General features: G+C 46.5%; 16 protein-coding genes. 1 reads left to right on the forward strand and 15 read right to left on the reverse strand.

Features of this window, described 5'->3' with window-relative positions:
• Positions 1 to 34: 34 nt before the first annotated feature.
• From ABE504_RS30340 to ABE504_RS30385, 10 genes are all read right to left on the reverse strand, one after another.
• On the reverse strand, positions 35 to 2,140 hold the full coding sequence (locus ABE504_RS30340) for a hypothetical protein (RefSeq protein WP_430096210.1): 2,106 nt from the start codon (positions 2,138 to 2,140) through the stop codon (positions 35 to 37).
• Positions 2,141 to 2,226: 86 nt separating this feature from the next.
• Positions 2,227 to 3,804, reverse strand: a complete 1,578-nt coding sequence (locus tag ABE504_RS30345) for an ABC transporter substrate-binding protein (protein WP_430096211.1) — start codon at positions 3,802 to 3,804, stop codon at positions 2,227 to 2,229.
• 65 nt (positions 3,805 to 3,869) lie between these two features.
• Entirely contained in the window at positions 3,870 to 4,739 is an 870-nt protein-coding gene (locus ABE504_RS30350; protein WP_430096213.1) for a carbohydrate ABC transporter permease, read from the reverse strand.
• Between the two features lie 2 nt (positions 4,740 to 4,741).
• Positions 4,742 to 5,674 carry an ABC transporter permease gene (locus tag ABE504_RS30355; protein ID WP_430096259.1) on the reverse strand — a complete coding sequence of 311 codons (933 nt, stop codon included), beginning with the start codon at positions 5,672 to 5,674 and terminating at the stop codon, positions 4,742 to 4,744.
• Positions 5,675 to 5,985: 311 nt separating this feature from the next.
• Positions 5,986 to 7,569, reverse strand: coding sequence for a response regulator (locus ABE504_RS30360; RefSeq protein WP_430096215.1), 1,584 nt, complete (start codon positions 7,567 to 7,569; stop codon positions 5,986 to 5,988).
• A gap of 34 nt (positions 7,570 to 7,603) precedes the next feature.
• Positions 7,604 to 9,421, reverse strand: coding sequence for a sensor histidine kinase (locus tag ABE504_RS30365; RefSeq protein WP_430096217.1), 1,818 nt, complete (start codon positions 9,419 to 9,421; stop codon positions 7,604 to 7,606).
• 329 nt (positions 9,422 to 9,750) lie between these two features.
• A complete protein-coding gene (locus ABE504_RS30370; RefSeq protein ID WP_430096219.1) occupies positions 9,751 to 10,485 on the reverse strand; it encodes an SDR family NAD(P)-dependent oxidoreductase in 735 nt (244 codons plus the stop codon).
• Between the two features lie 56 nt (positions 10,486 to 10,541).
• Positions 10,542 to 11,237, reverse strand: a complete 696-nt coding sequence (locus ABE504_RS30375) for an LrgB family protein (RefSeq protein WP_430096221.1) — start codon at positions 11,235 to 11,237, stop codon at positions 10,542 to 10,544.
• Complete coding sequence (locus ABE504_RS30380) at positions 11,234 to 11,632, reverse strand: CidA/LrgA family protein (protein ID WP_430096223.1); 399 nt, start codon at positions 11,630 to 11,632, stop codon at positions 11,234 to 11,236. Before ABE504_RS30380 ends, ABE504_RS30375 begins: the two co-directional genes overlap by 4 nt.
• A gap of 511 nt (positions 11,633 to 12,143) precedes the next feature.
• Positions 12,144 to 12,389, reverse strand: a complete 246-nt coding sequence (locus ABE504_RS30385) for a helix-turn-helix domain-containing protein (protein WP_430096261.1) — start codon at positions 12,387 to 12,389, stop codon at positions 12,144 to 12,146.
• Between the two features lie 310 nt (positions 12,390 to 12,699).
• Between ABE504_RS30385 and ABE504_RS30390 the strand changes: the two genes are divergently transcribed.
• On the forward strand, positions 12,700 to 13,101 hold the full coding sequence (locus ABE504_RS30390; protein WP_430096225.1) for a helix-turn-helix domain-containing protein: 402 nt from the start codon (positions 12,700 to 12,702) through the stop codon (positions 13,099 to 13,101).
• A 133-nt stretch (positions 13,102 to 13,234) separates the two neighbouring features.
• Here the strand turns inward: ABE504_RS30390 and ABE504_RS30395 are convergent, their stop codons facing one another.
• From ABE504_RS30395 to ABE504_RS30415, 5 genes are all read right to left on the reverse strand, one after another.
• Entirely contained in the window at positions 13,235 to 13,924 is a 690-nt protein-coding gene (locus ABE504_RS30395; RefSeq protein WP_430096227.1) for a metal-dependent hydrolase, read from the reverse strand.
• 102 nt (positions 13,925 to 14,026) lie between these two features.
• On the reverse strand, positions 14,027 to 15,322 hold the full coding sequence (locus ABE504_RS30400; protein ID WP_430096229.1) for an ABC transporter substrate-binding protein: 1,296 nt from the start codon (positions 15,320 to 15,322) through the stop codon (positions 14,027 to 14,029).
• Between the two features lie 103 nt (positions 15,323 to 15,425).
• Positions 15,426 to 17,018 carry a response regulator gene (locus tag ABE504_RS30405; RefSeq protein ID WP_430096230.1) on the reverse strand — a complete coding sequence of 531 codons (1,593 nt, stop codon included), beginning with the start codon at positions 17,016 to 17,018 and terminating at the stop codon, positions 15,426 to 15,428.
• Positions 17,019 to 17,027: 9 nt separating this feature from the next.
• Positions 17,028 to 18,890, reverse strand: coding sequence for a sensor histidine kinase (locus ABE504_RS30410; protein ID WP_430096232.1), 1,863 nt, complete (start codon positions 18,888 to 18,890; stop codon positions 17,028 to 17,030).
• 19 nt (positions 18,891 to 18,909) lie between these two features.
• Positions 18,910 to 19,722 (reverse strand): carbohydrate ABC transporter permease, encoded by an 813-nt coding sequence (locus ABE504_RS30415; RefSeq protein WP_430096233.1) that lies wholly within the window; start codon positions 19,720 to 19,722, stop codon positions 18,910 to 18,912.
• Positions 19,723 to 19,728: the final 6 nt, after the last annotated feature.

Genomic DNA, 19,728 nt, shown 5'->3' on the forward strand with positions numbered 1-19,728 from the left:
ATCCTTTCACGGTTATGGTTTTTCGGACATTGCGTCAAGAGGTACTGGTCAATCGTTTCTGGACGAATATAATATCTTCGAGTACCTGTGGACGGAAGAGTTCCCATGAGAATGGTGTTTTTCCTAAATGCAGTAACGGTTGCTTTATATAATGAGAATTGGTCACACGAATGAGATCATCCCAGTGTTTAAGGGCGTTTGGCGATTCCAGCCATTGTATGCTTTTCTGCCGTTCCCCTTCATCCCCGGTCCTCACGTATAATTCATAACTAACTCCGGCACGCAATTTAGCTGCGAAATAAAGCCCCAGATGTGCCCAAGCCTCGATATCCGCCATCTCGCAGCAAAGAGATGGTATATCGCGTACAATTGAAACAAGCCTCGATAAACCTTCTCGGGCATCATACGCCAATAAGTCAGCCAATTGGAGAGGAGTCACATAACCTTCAGCAGACTTTTTAGCAATGATACAATCGACATAGTTCCGAATCGATAAATAGTCGGGGTCCAGCGGTTCACTGTTTAGTAAATCCTCTAACGAGATAAAAGCTTTCCCTGCATTGTATTCAGATTTATCAGTGGCAATAAATCCCTCCGCATACAAGGTAAAATCCCAAGAGAAAGAAAAGAACGACGCGAGTGCCATCGGCATTTTGCAAACAAACGAAAAAGCCGCAAGCAGCGGTCGACCTACGGACTTGCCGTAACGGCGTTCGATTGCGTTCACAAACACATCATCGGATGCCGTTGGGTCGTATAACAATCTCCCCCATAGCATGTAATATAACCAATGCTTTTCGAAGGCGTATGTCCACTGGATATGTGGACTCCCTGGGGCATGTGAATAATCGTTGGCAGGGATATAACATTCAGAGCCGATGTAATACCCACCGACATACTCATGTCCGTTATCCAACAGATGTTTTCTGATAAAATCCGGCTGAGCCCAGCGCAATGTGAAAAAATCCTCATTTCGGACCATCCAAGTAATTTTGTAATTTTGCGGCGCCGGATTCCAGTATCCTTCCATGCCTTCGGAACCGCCGTGTGTCATCAGCAGCTTCGTCGATGAGTACGCATGGGACCAATTGAATTTGACTTCAACCCATACCGGTTGGGGCAGCATCTCGTTTTCTTCAATCGCGGTTCGAGTTATGTACGGGTCAACTGAGAATGGGGCACGATGGATAAATTTCACAGCACGGCTGGCGTTCTTCATTCCCTCAAAATAGACATCCGCGATCCATTCCTGCCGCTCCTCAGGTGTCATTCCATTCATTCTTTCCCCCACAGAAATACCAAAGCCGGCCAATCCGGGATACTCGTCGATGAGCTGAGTCACGCATTCACGGGTATACTGCTTGATTTGCTCAGTAGAATAATAATCACCGTGATGGTAGAATGTCTCATCACTAACGGCATGGGGGTCGTAATGTTCGCGGAACGATTCCGAGACGAAAATATTCCAGTTGATCAAATAGGTTTCAATTCCTCGATCATGGGCCATTTGGAACAAGGATGTCCAAAACCGCTTCCAATCGGCGAGTTCATCATCCGTAAAAGGGGTGGCTTTAGGAAAACTTTTGGACTTAATCATATAAGGGAATGGATGAAGGCACCATAAAGTCAGCACATTGTAGCGATTTTCCGCCATCATGTCTAAAAAAGCTTCCCAAAAATCGAGGTTGCGGACCGTTTCCTTTTGTAATTCGAAGCACTCGTTCCTCCGGTAAGTTGACCAAGGAAGATTAAATTTCACGGCGCGGAATGGAAATCTAGGGTTAACGATACATTCTGATACATCTAATATACTACCATGCATCCGAAGCTGCTCAGCGACTTCCAGCACGCCGTACATGGCGCCGGACTCATCACGAGCCAGAACGAACAGTGCTGGATATCCAAGATGCTGCGAGCGGCGTATCTCAAAACCTTCCGTCTTGACAGACGCATCGACGGTCAAACCGAATGTTTCTTTTGCAACTGTGTCATCAAAAACAACTACGATATGATCTTGATCCAAGGATTGCTCAGTGTTGGGCGTCCATGTCTCACCCAAATCTGTTATTGCAGCTTGCAATCTGCAAACGGCAAAGATTAGCTTGGGGGAATAATCCGGAAATGTAAGTGCTATCGCCATTGATTGTAATTCCTTTCGACTGTAAAAAAGTAGGCACGTTGCCGAGACAACATGCCTTGTATATTATACCCCGACTAGCTACTTTGTTATTTTTTCACTTTCGCATACCATTCTCTAGCGCGTTTCGTGACTTCTTCTCCACCAGATTTGTTCCATTTGTCTACGAACTCATCGAATTTACTGATGGGATACTGGCCAAGAATAATCTTAGTGGCATATTCCACATACATCGTACGGTTGTTGATATCTGCAAAGCCTTCATAAACATCCGCCGGCATTCCATCCCCAGCGATAACCTTTGCATATTTCTGAGCCTCTTGCATATCACGGATGGTCTGGTCTGTAGCCCATTTTCTTTCTTCCGTTGACGTATTCTTAATGAGTCCGGTCATAAAATCTAGGGTTGCCAGATTCTTATACGGCTCGAAAATCATGTTCTCCTGAGTACTCTTGTCATCTGGAAGACGAATAGCTTTTCCGTCTTTCATGGTGTAGTGCATTCCTTCTACTCCCAAAAACAGATCATTCCAAATTTTCTTATCATACACGTTGTTCAGCAGCTTCAAGGTAGCCATTAGCTTCTTCTGATCCTTGTTGTTCTTTACGACCCAGGCTGGAGGAGTTAATCTCTTCCAGGTGTAGAAGCCTTTGTACCCCGGAACTTCCGGCAGGGGAAGTACAGAAAAATCAGCCTTAACCCCAGTATTTTTGTTCATGTTCTCTAGACGGTCATTAACTGTTTCTGCCCAATGGAAATAAAGCCCCGCTTTATTCCCCTCAACCTTGCCGTCCCACTTTGCTTTGTTGTTCAGCAGTGTCTCTTTGTCCAATAATCCGTCTTTGTATAGTTTAGAAATATATTCAAGAGCCGCTTTCATATTCGGAGTAACTGCGGAATAAGTCAGCTTGCCGTCGTACATATCCCAGTCCGGCATTCCTTCGAACATTGCAACGCCGTACATAGCGAATAGATGATCCATCCAACGCGCTTGCTCTCTGCCGCCAGTCGGAACTTCGTCCTTTTGACCATTACCATTAGGATCCTTGTCTCGAAACGCTTCCAGAACCTTTTCAAATTCATCCTGGGTCTTGGGCATCTGCAAACCTAACTTGTCGAGCCAATCTTTTCGGATCATACCGGCGTATCTTCCGTAGTCTAGCACACCAGGTATATAATAAATTCTTCCTTTTCCTGTAGGGTCATTTGCTTTAACAATATCCCAAACATCTTTGGGAACTGCTTCCCATACATTAGGAGCATACTTAGGCAGTAAGTCAGTCAGATCCGCAATAGCGCCGCTCTTGGCGAGGCTAGATTCAATTCCATTATATGGTGAAAATAGATCCGGCATTTCGTTAGCCGCAATTTTCAGGTTTAGTTGATTTAAGTAATTGGTACCGCCATTCCATTCCACATAGGGATGGATGACGCCAACGCCCAGCTTTTCCTTATAGAATTCATATAACTTACTGCCCTTGGTGGTCGGTAAATAGCCGTTGTTCTCTCTCCATACTTCAATATCTACAATTTCGTTTGTGCTGTTTGGCTCCTGAGACACAGCTGTAGAAGATGCAGGCGAATCCGCATTACCTGAACAGCCGGCAATGACTGATAACATAAGTGAGACCGTCAGTGAGAGCGAACCAAGTTTTTTGATATTCATGCCATTTCCCCCTTGAATTTTATTTAAGTATGATTAAGGCTATAAGCCATAAACCAATAATGTTATTACCCTTTAACTGATCCAACCATAGCTCCCTTGACAAAATATTTCTGTAAGAAAGGATATACGGCAACGACTGGAACGATCGCGAAAATGACGGTTGCCGCTCTCAGAGTCCGTTCGTTATAATTGACGTCAAGCTTGGAAGGAACGAACGCCATAATCACACTATCGTCGGTAATAAACTGCCTGATTTTGATTTGCAACGGGAACAGGTCCGGATTTTGCAAGAATAACAGTGGCGTCTGAAATTGATTCCATAGCACAACGCCGTAGAACAAGGCCAAGGTGGCCAATACCGCCTTGGACAGCGGGAGTACGAATTGGAACAACATCCTGAAGTATCCGCAACCCTCAATGAAAGCCGCTTCTTCCAGTTCTTTTGAAAATTGCTTGAAAAAGGTTCTCATAATAATCAGATTAAATGGATTCAGAATATGAGGTATGATCAGGACTAACGGGTTATTATAAAGTCCTACACCACGCACTGTCAGGAAGTAAGGGACAAGTGGCGCTTTAAAGACCATGGCTATAACTACACCGATCATAACTACCGGCCCCCAACGGAATTCCACTTTGGAAAGCGGATAAGCAAGCAATGCGGTGACCAGCAGCGCCAATAGGGTACCGATTAGCGTTGAGCCTAAGGTGAGGAAGAACGCTTTCCACAGGTCCGGACGGTAAATGATATACGACCAGGAGTCAAACGTAAACTCCTTTGGCCAGATCGTGACCAGATTCAAATCCACTGCTTTCTTGGAACTGAACGAAGTGGAGAGAACGGATAACAGCGGAATAATCGCAACGATGGACAGAAGTACAAGAACAACTGAGACCCCTGATCCGAATATCTTTTCTCCTCTGGATTCAGACATACTTACCATAGCCCCCCATCAGACACTTTTCTTGATAGTCTATTGAAAATGTATACGAGTGTAAATCCAATAACCGACTGGAACAGGCCAACCGCCGTAGCAAAGCTATACTGCGCTTGCTGGATTCCCGTTCGGAATACGTAGGTATCCAGAATATCACCAACACTGTACGTCATCGGGGTCAACAAATTATACACGTGATCAAAGCCCAGCTCCATGAAATTTCCAATCTCAAGCAAGAACAGGACTAATACTGTGGGCAATAAAAGCGGGAAGGTGATATGGCGGATCTGTTTGAACCTGGAAGCGCCATCCATCATAGCCGATTCATACAGCTGAGGATCGATTGCGCTTATAGCCGCCATATAAACGACAGTTCCCCATCCCGCATCTCTCCATATGGCTGTAATGACATAGACCAAGCGAAAGTATCCGCTTTCTTGCATAACCAGTACAGGGTCGTATCCGAACCATCCAATTACTACATTAAACAATCCGCTGAGCGAGAAGAAATCGAAGACGATGCCGGCGATGATCACCCAGGACAAAAAATGCGGAATGTAGAGTGCCGTTTGAATTCCTTTCTTTAACGCCGATTTCCGTATTTCGTTAATCATGAGTGCCAGCAGGACTGGAATGGGAAACACTAGCACGATTTTGAGAAATCCCAACGTCAATGTGTTGCTGAATATCCTGACAAAATCGGGATGATGAATGAGGGTCTGAAAGTGCTTAAGACCCACCCACGGACTGTCAAGCATTCCCTTGAACACGGAATAATCTTTGAAGGCAATTACAGTTCCAACCATTGGAACGTATTTAAACACAATTAGAAACAGCATACCTGGAATGGCCATTATGTATAAGGGCCAAAACACTTTCATCCGATGGTTAGCGGATTTAACTATCTTACTTCCTCCTTCAGCTACTTTCATCCGCTGATTTACTACTTTTTCCAAGTTTTTCACCCCTGCAATCTAATGTTGTTATCGCTTACATTTACTATACTATTCAGACCAGTTTAGCTCAATTGGGGGTTTTTAAGCATATAACCATGTGATTTTTTAGATACTTACTCCCACTCGCTTCTTGGCTTTTTAAAAGAACATTCATCGTATTAAAACCCTTAAAAATGCCATTGCTTGAAACTATAAAATGTCCTACTCTTACTATTTTCATAATGAAAAAAAGCTGCCGGATTTGCACACATCATGTGTTGAATCTGGCAACTTTTTTATATTTACTTTTATTTCCTTCTTAGATTCTTACGATATTCACTAGGTTTAGCACCTACCAACTTCTCAAATAAACGGGAAAAATGCTGACCATCCGAATATCCGACCAATTGGCAGATCTCATACACCTTTAAATTGGTTTTCTCCAACAGCTCCTTCGATTTATTTATTCGAATCTGCGCAAGAAAATTAAGATAGGTATCGCCTGTCTTCTGTTTAAACAGTTGGCTTAAATAAAATGGATTAATGAAAAAACGATCGGATAGATCAGCGAGGCTGATTTGATCGTTGTAATGGTTCTTCACGTACTCTTTGATTTCGGTAATGATATCCTTTTTCTTTGGTATTTTCTTTTCCCGTTTTAAAGAAATAATCCCCCTAAAAACTTGAACCATCCATTGCTCCAATTGCTCCATCGTTCGGATACGCGAAGTGTCCTCCGTGGACAAAATATTTCCGCCCAACAGGTTATTTTGCTGTAACTGAAGGAAAGACATTTTACGTACACTAGATAATAGGATGTTCAAGCATTGCAATTGAAGGTCAATCGGACTCATTTCTTTTTCCGACTCCATCTGTTGGAATATTTCATGTATGATACGAACGCATTCTGCATCATCCATATTATCCAAACCCGATTCCAATTGGATGATCATATCTTCCGAAATAGGATGGCTCGTTCCCGGAAGACTAAGTATATCAGGATAAGGAATCACAACATCCACACCTTTGATAACTTTGTAGCTTAAAGCATAGCGGGCTTCCTCAAAGGACCGGCTGATTCCTGCTGCCCGTTCATGTACAGTTCCAATTCCGACAGTTATAGGCAGCTTTAACTCGCGATACAGGGATTCTATCAAGCGTTGGGCGGAGCCGACCAAATTTTCATAAGCAGTATCTGGGTTAACAGCAACTACTAACGCAATCTGTCCTCTGGAATAACGGAATCTGTAGACCTCTCGGTACTTCCCAAATACGTGATCTATCTGGCGAAACATGGGTTCCAGAACAAATTCTTTAAAGCTTTCAAGGGTATCCCCAAATTCTAAGAGAGCACAAACAAAAGAATTACCCTCGATGGGGATAGCCGCCATCCGGAGCAGACCTTCCACGTATTCGGTATTTTCACTACCAACGTCAATGATGTCCCTTAAAGAAATTTCCTGCATTCGGCTTTGAACCTCTTGCTTCAGATCTTCTACTTCTCGAATCTTAGCCTTTTCTGTCTCGATAGTCTCTACGACCTTCTGAATACAATCTCGCAGCTCTCTTCCCTCCACTGGCTTGTTAAGGTAAAATTGCACCCCCAACTGTATGCCTCTGCGGGCGTATTCAAAATCTGCATAGCCACTCAAAACAATAAACTTCGCTTGACACCCAGCCTCTTTAAGCAGTCTGATCATTTCTAAACCATCAATCTGAGGCATCCGAACATCCGTTATTACAATGTCTGGCTTCTGTTCTTGAATTAATTTAACGCCTTCATGAGCGTTGAGAGCTACACCAATCACTTTACATGCTGGAATATTTCGTTTTATTAACAGTTGAAGGCCGTCAAGAATCCCCTTCTCGTCGTCTACCAAAAATACTTTCATTGTTACCCCCCTCTTTTATTAATTTTACTAAGGATTAAACCTTCGGAATCAGTATTTCTACCGTTGTCCCTTTCCCGTCTGAAGGCAAAATTTTAAGGTGATATCGTTCGCCATAATGTATTTTTATGCGCTCAGCAATATTTTTAAGGCCAAGCCCTTTTTCCTCAAGAACATTCTCCGATTCCAGCTTGTACTTATCCAAATCTGCATCTTCCAAAATTCGACTAAGCTCTTTGTATTTTTCAATAGGTATGCCAAGTCCATCATCCGAAATTCGAATCAGTATCCATCCCTCTTCAGTCCAAAGCCCTTCAATTACGACATTCATCATCCTGCTGTAATCTTGAAAACCATAATTAACACTATTTTCAACGATGGGCTGAAAAATGATGGGAATGATGCTGCACCGCTGCATTTCCTCAGGAATGCGAATGTCCAAAGAGAACTTGTCATCAAAACGGATATTCTGCAACTTTAAATAATTAACCGTGTATTCTAATTCATCCTTAATAGAATGCCTTTTACCTTTCTTACCCAATGCTAGCCGGAACATTCTTCCCAAGATAATAATCATGTCGGCAGTTTCTTCATCCTCGTTGACAAGAGCCTTCATGCGGATCGAATCCAATGTATTATAGAGCATGTGAGGATTGATCTGGTTCTGAAGGGCAATAAACTTGGCATTACGACGCTTTATCTCAGCTATATAGACCTCTTCAATCAAGGTTCGAATCGTTGTAATCATTTTGTTATAACTATTCACCAAGCATCCTATTTCGTCATATGACTGCTTATTATTGATTGGTTTGTATTCTCCAGTTTCTGCCTGCTTCATGCTTCTACGTAATGCTTTGATTGGCTTAGTGATGGTATAACTTAAGGTTATAGAGATCATTACCATTATGAGACTTGCGATTACAATTACTAATATGGATACACCCTTCATCTTGCTGATTTTCATAAGTAATTTGGCTCGGGAAATTTCAGTCTTAATAATTAGATTTCCTAGCTCGGTCTCGCCAGTGAGAACAATTTGATCATCCGTACTCGAATCACTCGTATAATCCTTACCAGATTCCATTATTTTCTTCCATGATAGCCTTCCACTAGCGGCATCCGAATGATAAACAATTCCTCCTAGTCTATCACTTATGTTAACACTTATACCATATTTGTCCTGAGCTTTGAGAAAATCATTATCAAGTGGAAGCAATGTATACGGGTCAATATCAATCAGAAGCAATCCAGCGTAAGTGCCATCATAATTAAGAAGCACCCTCCCTATTGTAACGAGCGCCCCCGTCCCCCTGTCCTCGTAATAAGTACGATCGTGGAGAGCTGTAATGAAAAACGTATTGTCCGAGCTTTGAAGCCTTTTATACCATTCTTTAGCACCTAGCGCACTTAAATTTGCTGTGCTTGTTGTATTACTGTACTGATAAATACTGTTCTCACGACTGATCAACATCACATTAACAATTTCCGGTTTTAACAATGCAACCCTCATTAATAACCTTTGAACAGTAACCTGCTGAATAATCAATTCGTCCATGGTCAACTTCCGCTCGTCACTGAACTTGAATATAATATCATTATCCATCAAAACTGATTTTGTGATCTTGTCATATTCTTTAGTAAAATTATTTAGAGAAACCTCGATCTGGGAAGTGTATAGCGCAGCAAATTCTTGCGAAGAATCTTCCAAACCTGTTACCCACTGTTGATAAATAATTGCGCTAACTAACACCACAGGGAAAACACCAGCAAGCAGGTAACCTACCATCAATTTGTTATGGAGCTTCATATTTCTTATAAACATAGCTACTTTTGGGAGCCATTTGGTATTCTCCATGGCAAATTCATCCTCAGAATGTTATTGTCCAATTCTTGATCAGCAACCGGAGATATAAATGAATCTCTTATCGGCTGGTAAATATCACCGACAAACAAATCCATCCTTATTTTTGTATACGCTTACATAAATGTCATATATCTGAAGCAATTACTGATCAAGGCGACTAATACTAATAGTACCTAATTAAACAGGACATTTCAATGTTGTACCTTTTTTATATTTCGTTTCCTTTAATAAATATCTAATCGTTCATCCACGTATCTGACTATTGTTAAATTCCCACTATTTTGAGGGTTATATGGGGGGGAACTTGCCGTCGTTTCATCTTAGATAAACATCCCACCGTCTACTTTGATGACCTCTCCGGTTACGAAATGCGAATGAGCAATTAATGAGTACGTTGCTTCCGCAACATCTTCAGGAGTTGCAATTCTGCCGAGCGGCGTTCCTTCCGCCATTCGCATTATATGATCCTGGTGTCCATCAACCCAACGGGTTTGAACAATCCCAGGTGCAATACTGTTCACCCTGACTTCAGGGGACATGACGCGGGCAAGTGATTTCGTTACGCTGATGGCGGCGGCTTTCGAAGCTGCATAAGCAATTGAGCTCCCCAATCCCGTCAACCCCGCTACCGACGTAATGTTGACGATACATCCCCTTTGCTTTTTTAATTCGGGCGCTGCAGCCCGGCAGCAATAGAATAGGCCCTTGACGTTGACATCCATCGCGCGGTTCCAGAACTCTTCCTTTAACCCCTCAAGGTCTTCATGGTTTACGTAATTTGTCACTCCCGCATTATTAACTAATATATCCAAGCGGCCAAAAGCGGCCACACTTTCATTGATCATTTGCCGGACTTGAAAATCATCCGAAACATTAGCTTTAATCAGCAAACTTTTAGATCCTAAGTCTTCAATTTGTTTCATCGTTTCCAACGCCTCACCTTTAGATTTGGAGTAGTTGATTATAATATGAACCCCTTCCTTGGCTAAACGAAGAGCGATTGCTTTTCCAATGCCGGTAGCGGAACCCGTAATTATGGCTACCTTTCCTTTCATTAACTATTCCCCCTATTTGTATTATAACCCCATAGTTAAACTCGACCAATCCACCACTATCGATAAACTAACCAATAGACTGGGATTACGAGTACCGAAGTGATCATTCCAGCCATGCACATGGAAAAACCGCTGATGCTGCCAAGCAGGTCTGACTCACGAATTAGCCTGCCCGTTCCAATCCCGTGGGAAGAAGTTCCAATAGCAATGCCAACCGAATAATTGTCCCGCAGGCCAAACAACCTCAATACCTCGGGACCTATCATGCTTCCGAGCAATCCAGTTAATACGGTAAGTACAGATCCTAACTCCGGAATCCCCCCCATATTTCGGATAATTTCAACTGAAATAGGAGTTGTTACAGATTTTGGCATCATGGTAACCATGATTTCTCGTGATTCGCCAAATAACCAAATCAAGGCTGAGCTGCTCGCGATACCCATAACTGAACCCGCAAATATCCCTGCTAATATTGGGGCTATCTTTTCTTTAAACTTCTGCACGTTTTTATAAAGCGGAACTCCCATTGCTACCGTCGCAGGGCCAAGAAAAAACTCAATAAGACTTCCTCCGATTTGGTAGTCCGTATACGATACGCCAACCATAAGTAATACAACGATAATGAGACCTGAGCATATAAAGAGTGGATGAAGCCATTTAATAAAACGATTTATGCCAAAGGAAAATACGTATGCAAGCACAGTCAAAGATATGCCGAAAATTGGGCTTTGTGACAATGAGGATACACTCATGAATGTTCACTCCTTACTGCGACACGCGAAGATTTGGAAGTATTCGTTTTCGAACTCTTTTCGTTTCTGATACTCAGTGATTTCATCGTCCATCCGGCTGAAAGCAGTACAGCTAACCAACTCAGAAAAAAAGTCACCATGATAGAAATTACATGCCCCCGCACCAATGGCAGAATGGATACAGTCCCAGCGACAATGGGAGCAAAGAACAACAGCATATGACGATTCAAAAATGTCGCCGCTCTTTCAACCCACTTCAATTTAATTAGTCCTAGAAATAAAAATAAAGTAAATAGGGCTAGACCGATCACATTAGAGGGAAGAGGAACATGTAATACTTTTTGAATAAACATTCCAACTAGGTAAAAACCGAGCAAAATTGCAAAGCCACGCATACTACACCACCCTAAGCACAATGTTTAGTAGAGACCAATATTGAGTGAATTACTGCATCCGATAATGTTATAATCGAAGTCGTTCATTATATTGAACATTGTTCATTATTAAGACAATACTACCATCTAGCCTAAATCTAGTCAATTTAAAATATTATTTTCATCCTTTGAGGTAAATCATAAATAAGTAGTATCAGATGCTATACACTGTTAACAAATCGTTCATCTGCAGTTTCAAGTAAGGCTCATTGTTTAGGACTTGGAGGGTAAATTAATCGAATGCCCTCTATGAAATAAATTTCTTTACTGAATACAAAAAAGCAGCCGGATTATCCGACTGCTCCTCACCATTATCCATCTTATCTCTTCCTGTGAGATTATTAATTCTAGGTAATTAACTCCTTTATTATTAACTCCTTTGGTTATTAATAACTTTATGCTCGAGTTGATTGACCCCGTATAGTACATAAATAAAACTCGTAAAACTCATTGTTTATTAATAAACTCAAGTTTAAGCAATTTGAATCTCAAACAACTCCTCAACTTCCTTCTCAAGCAATTCGCTCAATTTCTTCGCGGTGGAAGGCCCAACATTCTTTATAGAACGTTCCAATAGTGATATATATGCATGACTAAATCCCGAGTGCCGCGCAAGCTCCCGTTGCGAAAAGCCTTTAGTAATCCGAGCTTTTATAAAAGCTTCAGATTTAGCTGTTATTTTTATTCTAATACCGGAAACCTCCCCAACAACCGCGATTTAATCTGATACTGACACTAATTTTGTTATGTTTACTGTTGTAAAAACGACTAACGAACTTTATTTACCCAGACCACCAGCTATTATTTTTATTCTAATATCGATAACCTCCCTCTAACTTTTTCCAGTATACCCAATTTAGTTATCTTTTGCAACACATTTTATTTACTTTTGTAAACATAAGTCCGAACCAACTTTTCCTTTCTTCCACCACCGTTAGGTAGGGTCTCCACACAAACATTGTATTTCCTCCCACAACCTGCTACTATGAACATGTTTACTATTGTTAACTTTTGGAGGGTGACCGTGTTTGGACTTTTACTATAAATTACGCGACATCCGCAAGCTAAAAGGATTCACGATCCGCGAGCTGGCGGATCGCTCCGGCGTCTCCGCCGGCTATATCTCGCAGCTTGAGAATGGCAACCGCGGCGTCCCTTCACCGGACGTGCTGATGAAGCTGTCCGAAGGATTGAACATCGCTTACACCGAGCTCATGGACATTGCGGGCTACCTGGAGGCGCCGTCCTCGGACAAGGTTTACGAACCAGGCGTCCCGGTCAACTTGCGGAGATTTCTCCGGGAGAATGAGCTGATCTTTGACGGCATGGTGCTGGGTGCCGAAGATAAGGAATGGATCGAGCGCATGCTCACCGTTCTTTTCTGGAAAGAACGGCAATCCGCCGCGAAGCTGGAACCCGAGGAGAAGTGAGCCGGCGGCCTTCCCGGCGGATCGCAAAGGCTTGCGGGCAGCGCCCGAGTACTCACCCGGGGCCAAGCGTTGTCCCAACGCGTCGCAAAAAACCATCGACATCCCACATCGATGGTTTGCATATTAACGCGGCTTACAAAGTGATCATGTGCCCCGGCGCCATGACAAGGCCTTTGATCTCTTCCGCGGCGAGGCGGGAGACGAACGCTTCCGGGTCCTGGGCGATGACCGGGAACGTATTGTAATGCATCGGCACGATGCATTTGGCTTTCAGCATTTTCGCGGCAATCACCGCATCGTCCGGCCCCATCGTGTAATTATCCCCAATCGGTAGGAACGCCAGATCGATATCGTTCAGCTCCCCAATCAGCTTCATATCCCCGAACAGCCCGGTGTCACCGGCGTGATAGATGGTTTTGCCCTCTGCCGTGATCAAGAACCCGTTTGCCATCCCTGTGTAAATATTTTCCTTGGTACCCGGCTCGCTGAACGAAGAATCATGCAAGGCGAGCGTCAGCTTTACGCGACCGAACGGGAACTGATACGCTCCGCCAATTCCCATACCATGCGTAGCGGCCCCCTTGAAGCTGAGATAGCGACCGAGGTCGTTCGGCGCAATGATCGTCGCCCCGTTGCGCTCCGCAATCGGAAGGGTATCGCCGAGGTGATCCCCATGCCCGTGCGTCACGAGCACGTAGTCGGCCTTTATGTCTTCCGCCTTCACAACCGCTTGCGGATTATGGGTCAAAAAAGGGTCGATGATGATCGTATGTTCCTCGAAACGAATTTCTACACAGCTTTGTCCATGAAAAATAATGTCCAACGTACACCGCTCCTTCGTCTGCTTGAATGGGTTTTTAACCATTGTTATTTTAGCATAGGGGAGTATGTAAGTTCTAATTCGGCGATAAAAAGCTTGATGGCGTCAATTCGTCAGAATCGCATTCATTTTCTTTTCAAGCGCCGCAAGCCCTTCCTCTGGGTCCGTGCCGCCGAGCACGATGCTCTGCAGCTCCTCCGAGAGCGTCGTAAACAACGTCGAATACTTATCGGTTTGCGGGGCGAATTTGACCTGATGCTTCGCCGCCTCGATAAACAGCTTCCGGTACGGCAGCGCCTGATACGCCTCGCTTTCCACAGCAGCACGGTTCGCCGGCACATGCCCGGCCTCGCCCCACAGCTTGCTGCCGACCCGTGAGAAGTACGCCATGAACGTCATCGCCGCCTGCTGCTTCTCCCTGGAAACATAAGAAGGCACGACCAGCGTATGCGAGCTGCCCCACTGCGCCGAGCTGCCGAAGAGCGGCGGAATCGCCATAATGCCGAAACGGTCCGAAGCCCCGTTCAAATGATAGCCGGCTTCCCACACGCCGCCAAGCCAGAAAGCCGCACGCCCGTTATGGAACGTATCCCACGGCGTCTTGTCGTTCACGTCCGCCAGACCGTCTGCATAGAGTCGCTGATAAAACTGGAGCACGCGAACCGCCTTGTCATTATGAACAGCCGCCTGCTTTCCATCCGGGCTTAACAGCTCGCCGCCTGCCTCATAATACATATTGAGAAATGGCTCTTGGAAATACGGCGTGTTCACCGCAAATGGCTCCGTCCCTGGCACAGCCTTGCGAATCTGCTGCAGCATCTGCGTGAAACCTTCCGGCGTCAGCTCCCCAAGCTTCGGCGTCTCATCCCCGTTCAGCAGGCCCGCCTGCCGGAGAATCGTTTTATTGAAATACAGCATGTGAAAATGGGTATCGAGCGGCACCGCATACAGCTTCATGCCAAACGTCACTGCGCTGACATTGCGCTCGTCCACCTCCTGATAATCAAATCCCGCCTCCTGCGCCAAGCCATCGAGCGGAATGATCTGCTTCGCCTTCACGAACGGCGACAAACGGTCCGCATGAACGACCGCGATGTCCGGTCCCTTACCCGAGGAGAGCGCCGTGCTCAGCTTGACATAGTACTCGTTGGACTCCAGGCGCAGCGGCCGCACAGCAATCCCTTTCTGCGAAGCGTTGAAATCATGGACGATGCGCTCCACATAATCCCCCTCGCCGCCGCCGAACGGATTCCAGAAGCTAAGCTCCACAGTCTGCTCCGGGCCCGCCGAGCTCCCCTGACCGCCGGCGTTCCCTGACGAAGCGCTCTCCTGGCAGCCTGCGCCTAACACAGCGACCAACAGCACCGCTATCAGACACCAAACTTTCCGACATGTGAACAAGAACATCCTTCCTTCCCTCTGCGCTCAATTCCGGAAGCGCTTGCACTCACCAGTAGGCGTAAGCCGCCCTTACCCGATCTGATCTGAAGCGGCTTCGCCTAACTCACGCTTCCTCCCTGGCGCGCGCCCGATACTCGGACGGCGAAACGCCGGTAATCTTCTTGAACACTTTGGAAAAATATTTCGGATCCGGAATGCCGACCAAATGTCCGATGTCCGCCGTTTTCAGCTCGCTGGTCAGCAGTGTCTTCGCCTTCTCGATCCGGATGCGGGTCAGATGCTCCAGAAAGCTCTCACCCATTTCCTTCTTGAACAGATTGGCAAAATAATTTTTGCTGAGATGCACCAGATTGGAGATCGCTTGCAGCGACATTTCCTGCTGGTAGTTCATCTGCATATACTGAACCGCTTTGAGGATGCTCGTTCGGTCATTGCTGTAAACGCCGATCATGTGCTGAATCAGCGACTCGTAGGCCTGCATGAACCAAGCTTTGCTCTGTTCAAGCGTCTCCAGCTTGGCAAGCTGCTCGTAGTATTGCTTCTTCAGCCCCATCACGCTTTCCGGATCGCTCGCGATATCCGACCACAGCGTCGTGAGCTGAATCAGCAGCTCGAGCGAGACGATTTGCACAAGCTCGTAGTCCTGGCGCAGTGCCATCTCGCTGAAAATCGACGCCAAATACCCCCGCAGCTCTTTCCCTTGCGCAGCATAGACCATGGAGTGAATCTGCTGCGGGCTGATCTTGATCATCTCGCTTCCCGCCGACCGCGCGCCCACATAATCCACGCCATAGCGGATGACGATGCCTTCGCCGATAAACATGCGGTATTTCGCAGCCGCAACGGCCTGCTCATACGCCTGAGGCAGCTCCGCCCAACCGGGCACGCTGCGGGAAATGCCGACCGTTGCGGTTAGCGTGCAGGCCACTCGAAGCCTCACCAGCAGCGCTTCGCCCAGCTGCCACGCCAGCTCCGGCAATTCCGGCTTACCGGCCTCCTTGCCGCCGAGCACCACATTCACTTCGCCCAGACGGTCGGCGAACACCTCCGCTTGCACTTCCGTATATGACGGAAGCACCTCAGCCAGTGCTTGGCGAATAACGGATTCGCCGCCATGGCGAACACCCGGCTCCCCGGCTTGCTTGCTCACGTGCAGCAGACAAAGCGGAGCCCTCAGCGCCGTATGCGCCGCTTTGCCGGCGAGCGCCCCACGGCTTTCCGCGCTGCGCTCGCCGCTTTCGATCAGCTCAAGCAGCAGCTTCTCCCTGAGGAGCGGCTCTACAACCGCATGCGGATGCTCCCCGCCAGCGTGCGCCACATCTGCAATCGAAGCCTTCACCTTCACAAGCATACTCTCAAAATCGCGCGGCATCATATCCGATTTGATCACATAATCCGATACCCCCTGCCGTATCGCTTCTTTGGCATATTGAAAATCCTCCAGATTGCTCAGGATGACGATCTTCATGCGAGGGCTCACCTTGCGTATTTCGGAAATGAGCGTGATGCCGTCCATCTGCGGCATTTTAATGTCCGTGATGAGAATATCCGGCGGATTCTCCTGAATCAGCGCCAACGCTTCAACACCGTTGGACGCCTCCCCAGACACGGTCAGGCCAAGCTTTTCCCAGTCGATCATCGACTTGATGCCGAACCGGACGATATATTCGTCTTCCACGAGTATTACGCGATGCATCTGTTTCACCTACTTCATTTCCGGAAGCCGAATCCGTATACACGTGCCGGCTCCCGTTTCGCTCTGAATGTTGAGTCCGTACATTTTGCCGCAGATCAGCTTAATCCGCTCATCGACGTTCGGGAGGCCAATTCCGCCCGCTCGTTCCCCGCTCATTTCAAACCGGTTCAAGCTCGCTACCTGCGCAGGCTCCATGCCGCAGCCGTTATCTCTGATCTCGAACGTTACGCCGCCCCCGCTGCGATAGCAGCGAATCCGAATTTCGCCGCCCGCTTCCTGGTCAGGGAACGCATGCTTGATCGCATTTTCCACGATCGGCTGCAAAATCAGCTTCGGCGTCCGCAGCGCCCGCACGTCATCTTCAAGCTCGACAACCGTCTCAATGGCAAAATTAAACCGGAACTTCTGAATGCCGAGATAGCACTGCACATGCTCAATTTCCTCCTCAACGGTGACCGTTTCCTCACCCTTGCCAAGCGAAATCCGCAGCAGCCTTGAGAGCAGGCTGACCATTTCGGCGGCGTTATTCGCTTTTTGCAGCAGCGCCGTCCACTTGATCACATCCAGCGTGTTATAGAGAAAATGCGGGTTGATCTGCGCCTGAAGCGCTTTCAGCTCAGCCACCCGCTTCTGGTTCTGCTCTTCATAGACGGCGGCCAGCAGCTCATCAATTCGGCTCACCATGTAATTGAAATTTTCGCCAAGGACGTCGAATTCGTCATGCCTCCGCTTCGCTTTGAAACGGACGGTCAAATCGCCGGACATTACCTGCCGCATCAGCTTGATCATGCGCAGAATCGGCTTTGAGATCGACCCCGCCAGCAGAAAGGCTGTCAACACAGAGAACAGAATGCAGATAAGCGCGATGATCATCAAAATCTGCAGCAGCCGGTTTGAATCCTTATAGAGCGAGGACTCCGAGATCACATTCACGACGATCCAGTCGTTCGTATGCAGCTTTTTTGAATTGACAATCAGCTTCTGCCCTTGATATTTCAGCGGAAAGCCGCGCTCGCCGACATCAGAGCCCATCAGCGCTTCGAAACCGTCCTCGCCGAGCACTTCTTTTACACTTTTGCCGAGCATGCTGTTGTCCGGATACGAAATCATCTGCCCCTTGCCGTCGATGACAAAGCTCTGAATATCCATCTGGCTTTTCGTCGTACGCGAACCGATTTCTTTCAGCACATCCTCGCGAATATCCAAAACGGCCACGATCCCCACGGGACTGTCATCCGACATTTTGTAAATCTGCTTCGCCAGCGAAAAGACCGGCACCGTCTGTGCATTCAGACTGTCGACATATGTGCCGAGCCGGGTGGAAAACCAACGGAAATTGCTCCCGTCATCCAGCGTTTGCAGAAACGGCGCAACCGTCATCTTGCTGCGATCTTTCCAGCGATAAATCCCTTTGATATAATGCTGATTCGAAATAAATGAAATCGACTGCAAATCCTGATTGATCGCAATAATGGTCGACAGCTTCGTCGTCAGTGACAGACTGTCAAGATCGTACTGTTCCCCATCGGTTCGGTCCATCGTACGGAGCATCGAGACAATGTCGTTATTGCCCACGACTTGCATCATCATGTCTTTATAAATACCCAGGCGGGTATCCACATTCTCTGCCGTTTGCTTGAGCAGCTGCTCAGAGTACTCCGTCACTTTGGTATTCATCGTCGACTTCGAAATCGAAAACGAAATAAACCCCAAAGCCAGCAGCGGAGTCAGCGAAAATAGAAATAAAAGCAGCATCCATTTGACCCGGATGGAGCTTGTCAGCGTTGATAGCGGATTTCTTAGCGGTTTCCAGCGGGAGGGGCGCGCAGGTTCAGGTGTGAGATGCATCGTCTTGCGCCGCCCTTCTCTCATTTTTAGGGATAATCCTGCCTCATCCTTTAATCCCGGACATGGCCACGCCCTGCACAATATGCCGCTGCAGAACCGCAAACACCAGAATCGTCGGAATCGCCGCAATACTGCTGGCTGCCATAATGAGATTCAAGGACATCGTATTATTCGACAAAAAGGTAGGGAGTCCTGCCGAAAGAATCATATTCTCCTGCGAAGTAATGGACAAGTACGGCCACAGGAAGTTGTTCCACGAAATAATAAAATAGAAAATGCCAACGGAAATCATTGCCGATCGGGTCAGCGGCAAGCAGATTCTCGCCCACAAGCCGAGGTTGCGGCAGCCGTCCATTTGAGCCGCTTCGATGTAATCCTTGGGCACACCGTCCATGAACTGCTTCAGCAGCAGAATGCCCAGCGGATTCGTAAGGCCCGGTAAAATGATCGCCCAAATGTTATCGATCAGCTTCAAATGAAGCGTCGTTTCATACAGCGGAATGAGAATTGCTTCCGTCGGAATGAGCAGGCCGGAGACGATCAGGATGTAGAAAAAGCCTTTGGAACGAAAAGGCAGCTTCGAGAACGCAAACGCCGCCAAGGAGCTGAACAGAAGAGAGAGGACCGTTGTCAACACGCCGATCACCGCGCTGTTCCACGTCCATCTTAGAATCTGGGAATCCTTAATCACCTTGCGGTAATGATCGAAATGAAGATCAGATAACCGCAGCCAATCCGCAAGCGTATAGACGTTCACGCCATCCGGCTTCAGCGAAACGATGATCATCCAGATCAGCGGGAAAATAAATAATAAGGCCAGCACGATCGCCAGCACTTGCATAGCCATTCGTTTCATAGTCAA

The sequence above is a fragment of the Paenibacillus oryzisoli genome, assembly GCF_050467285.1.
Lineage (GTDB): Bacteria > Bacillota > Bacilli > Paenibacillales > NBRC-103111 > Paenibacillus_E > Paenibacillus_E oryzisoli_A.

Coding starts and splice junctions, on each gene's coding strand:
- ABE504_RS30340 (WP_430096210.1), bottom strand. CDS start 2,140: ATGGCGATAGCACTTACATTTCCGGATTATTCCCCCAAGCTAATCTTT.
- ABE504_RS30345 (WP_430096211.1), bottom strand. CDS start 3,804: ATGAATATCAAAAAACTTGGTTCGCTCTCACTGACGGTCTCACTTATG.
- ABE504_RS30350 (WP_430096213.1), bottom strand. CDS start 4,739: ATGTCTGAATCCAGAGGAGAAAAGATATTCGGATCAGGGGTCTCAGTT.
- ABE504_RS30355 (WP_430096259.1), bottom strand. CDS start 5,674: ATGAAAGTAGCTGAAGGAGGAAGTAAGATAGTTAAATCCGCTAACCAT.
- ABE504_RS30360 (WP_430096215.1), bottom strand. CDS start 7,569: ATGAAAGTATTTTTGGTAGACGACGAGAAGGGGATTCTTGACGGCCTT.
- ABE504_RS30365 (WP_430096217.1), bottom strand. CDS start 9,421: ATGGAGAATACCAAATGGCTCCCAAAAGTAGCTATGTTTATAAGAAAT.
- ABE504_RS30370 (WP_430096219.1), bottom strand. CDS start 10,485: ATGAAAGGAAAGGTAGCCATAATTACGGGTTCCGCTACCGGCATTGGA.
- ABE504_RS30375 (WP_430096221.1), bottom strand. CDS start 11,237: ATGAGTGTATCCTCATTGTCACAAAGCCCAATTTTCGGCATATCTTTG.
- ABE504_RS30380 (WP_430096223.1), bottom strand. CDS start 11,632: ATGCGTGGCTTTGCAATTTTGCTCGGTTTTTACCTAGTTGGAATGTTT.
- ABE504_RS30405 (WP_430096230.1), bottom strand. CDS start 17,018: ATGCATCGCGTAATACTCGTGGAAGACGAATATATCGTCCGGTTCGGC.
- ABE504_RS30410 (WP_430096232.1), bottom strand. CDS start 18,890: ATGAGAGAAGGGCGGCGCAAGACGATGCATCTCACACCTGAACCTGCG.
- ABE504_RS30415 (WP_430096233.1), bottom strand. CDS start 19,722: ATGAAACGAATGGCTATGCAAGTGCTGGCGATCGTGCTGGCCTTATTA.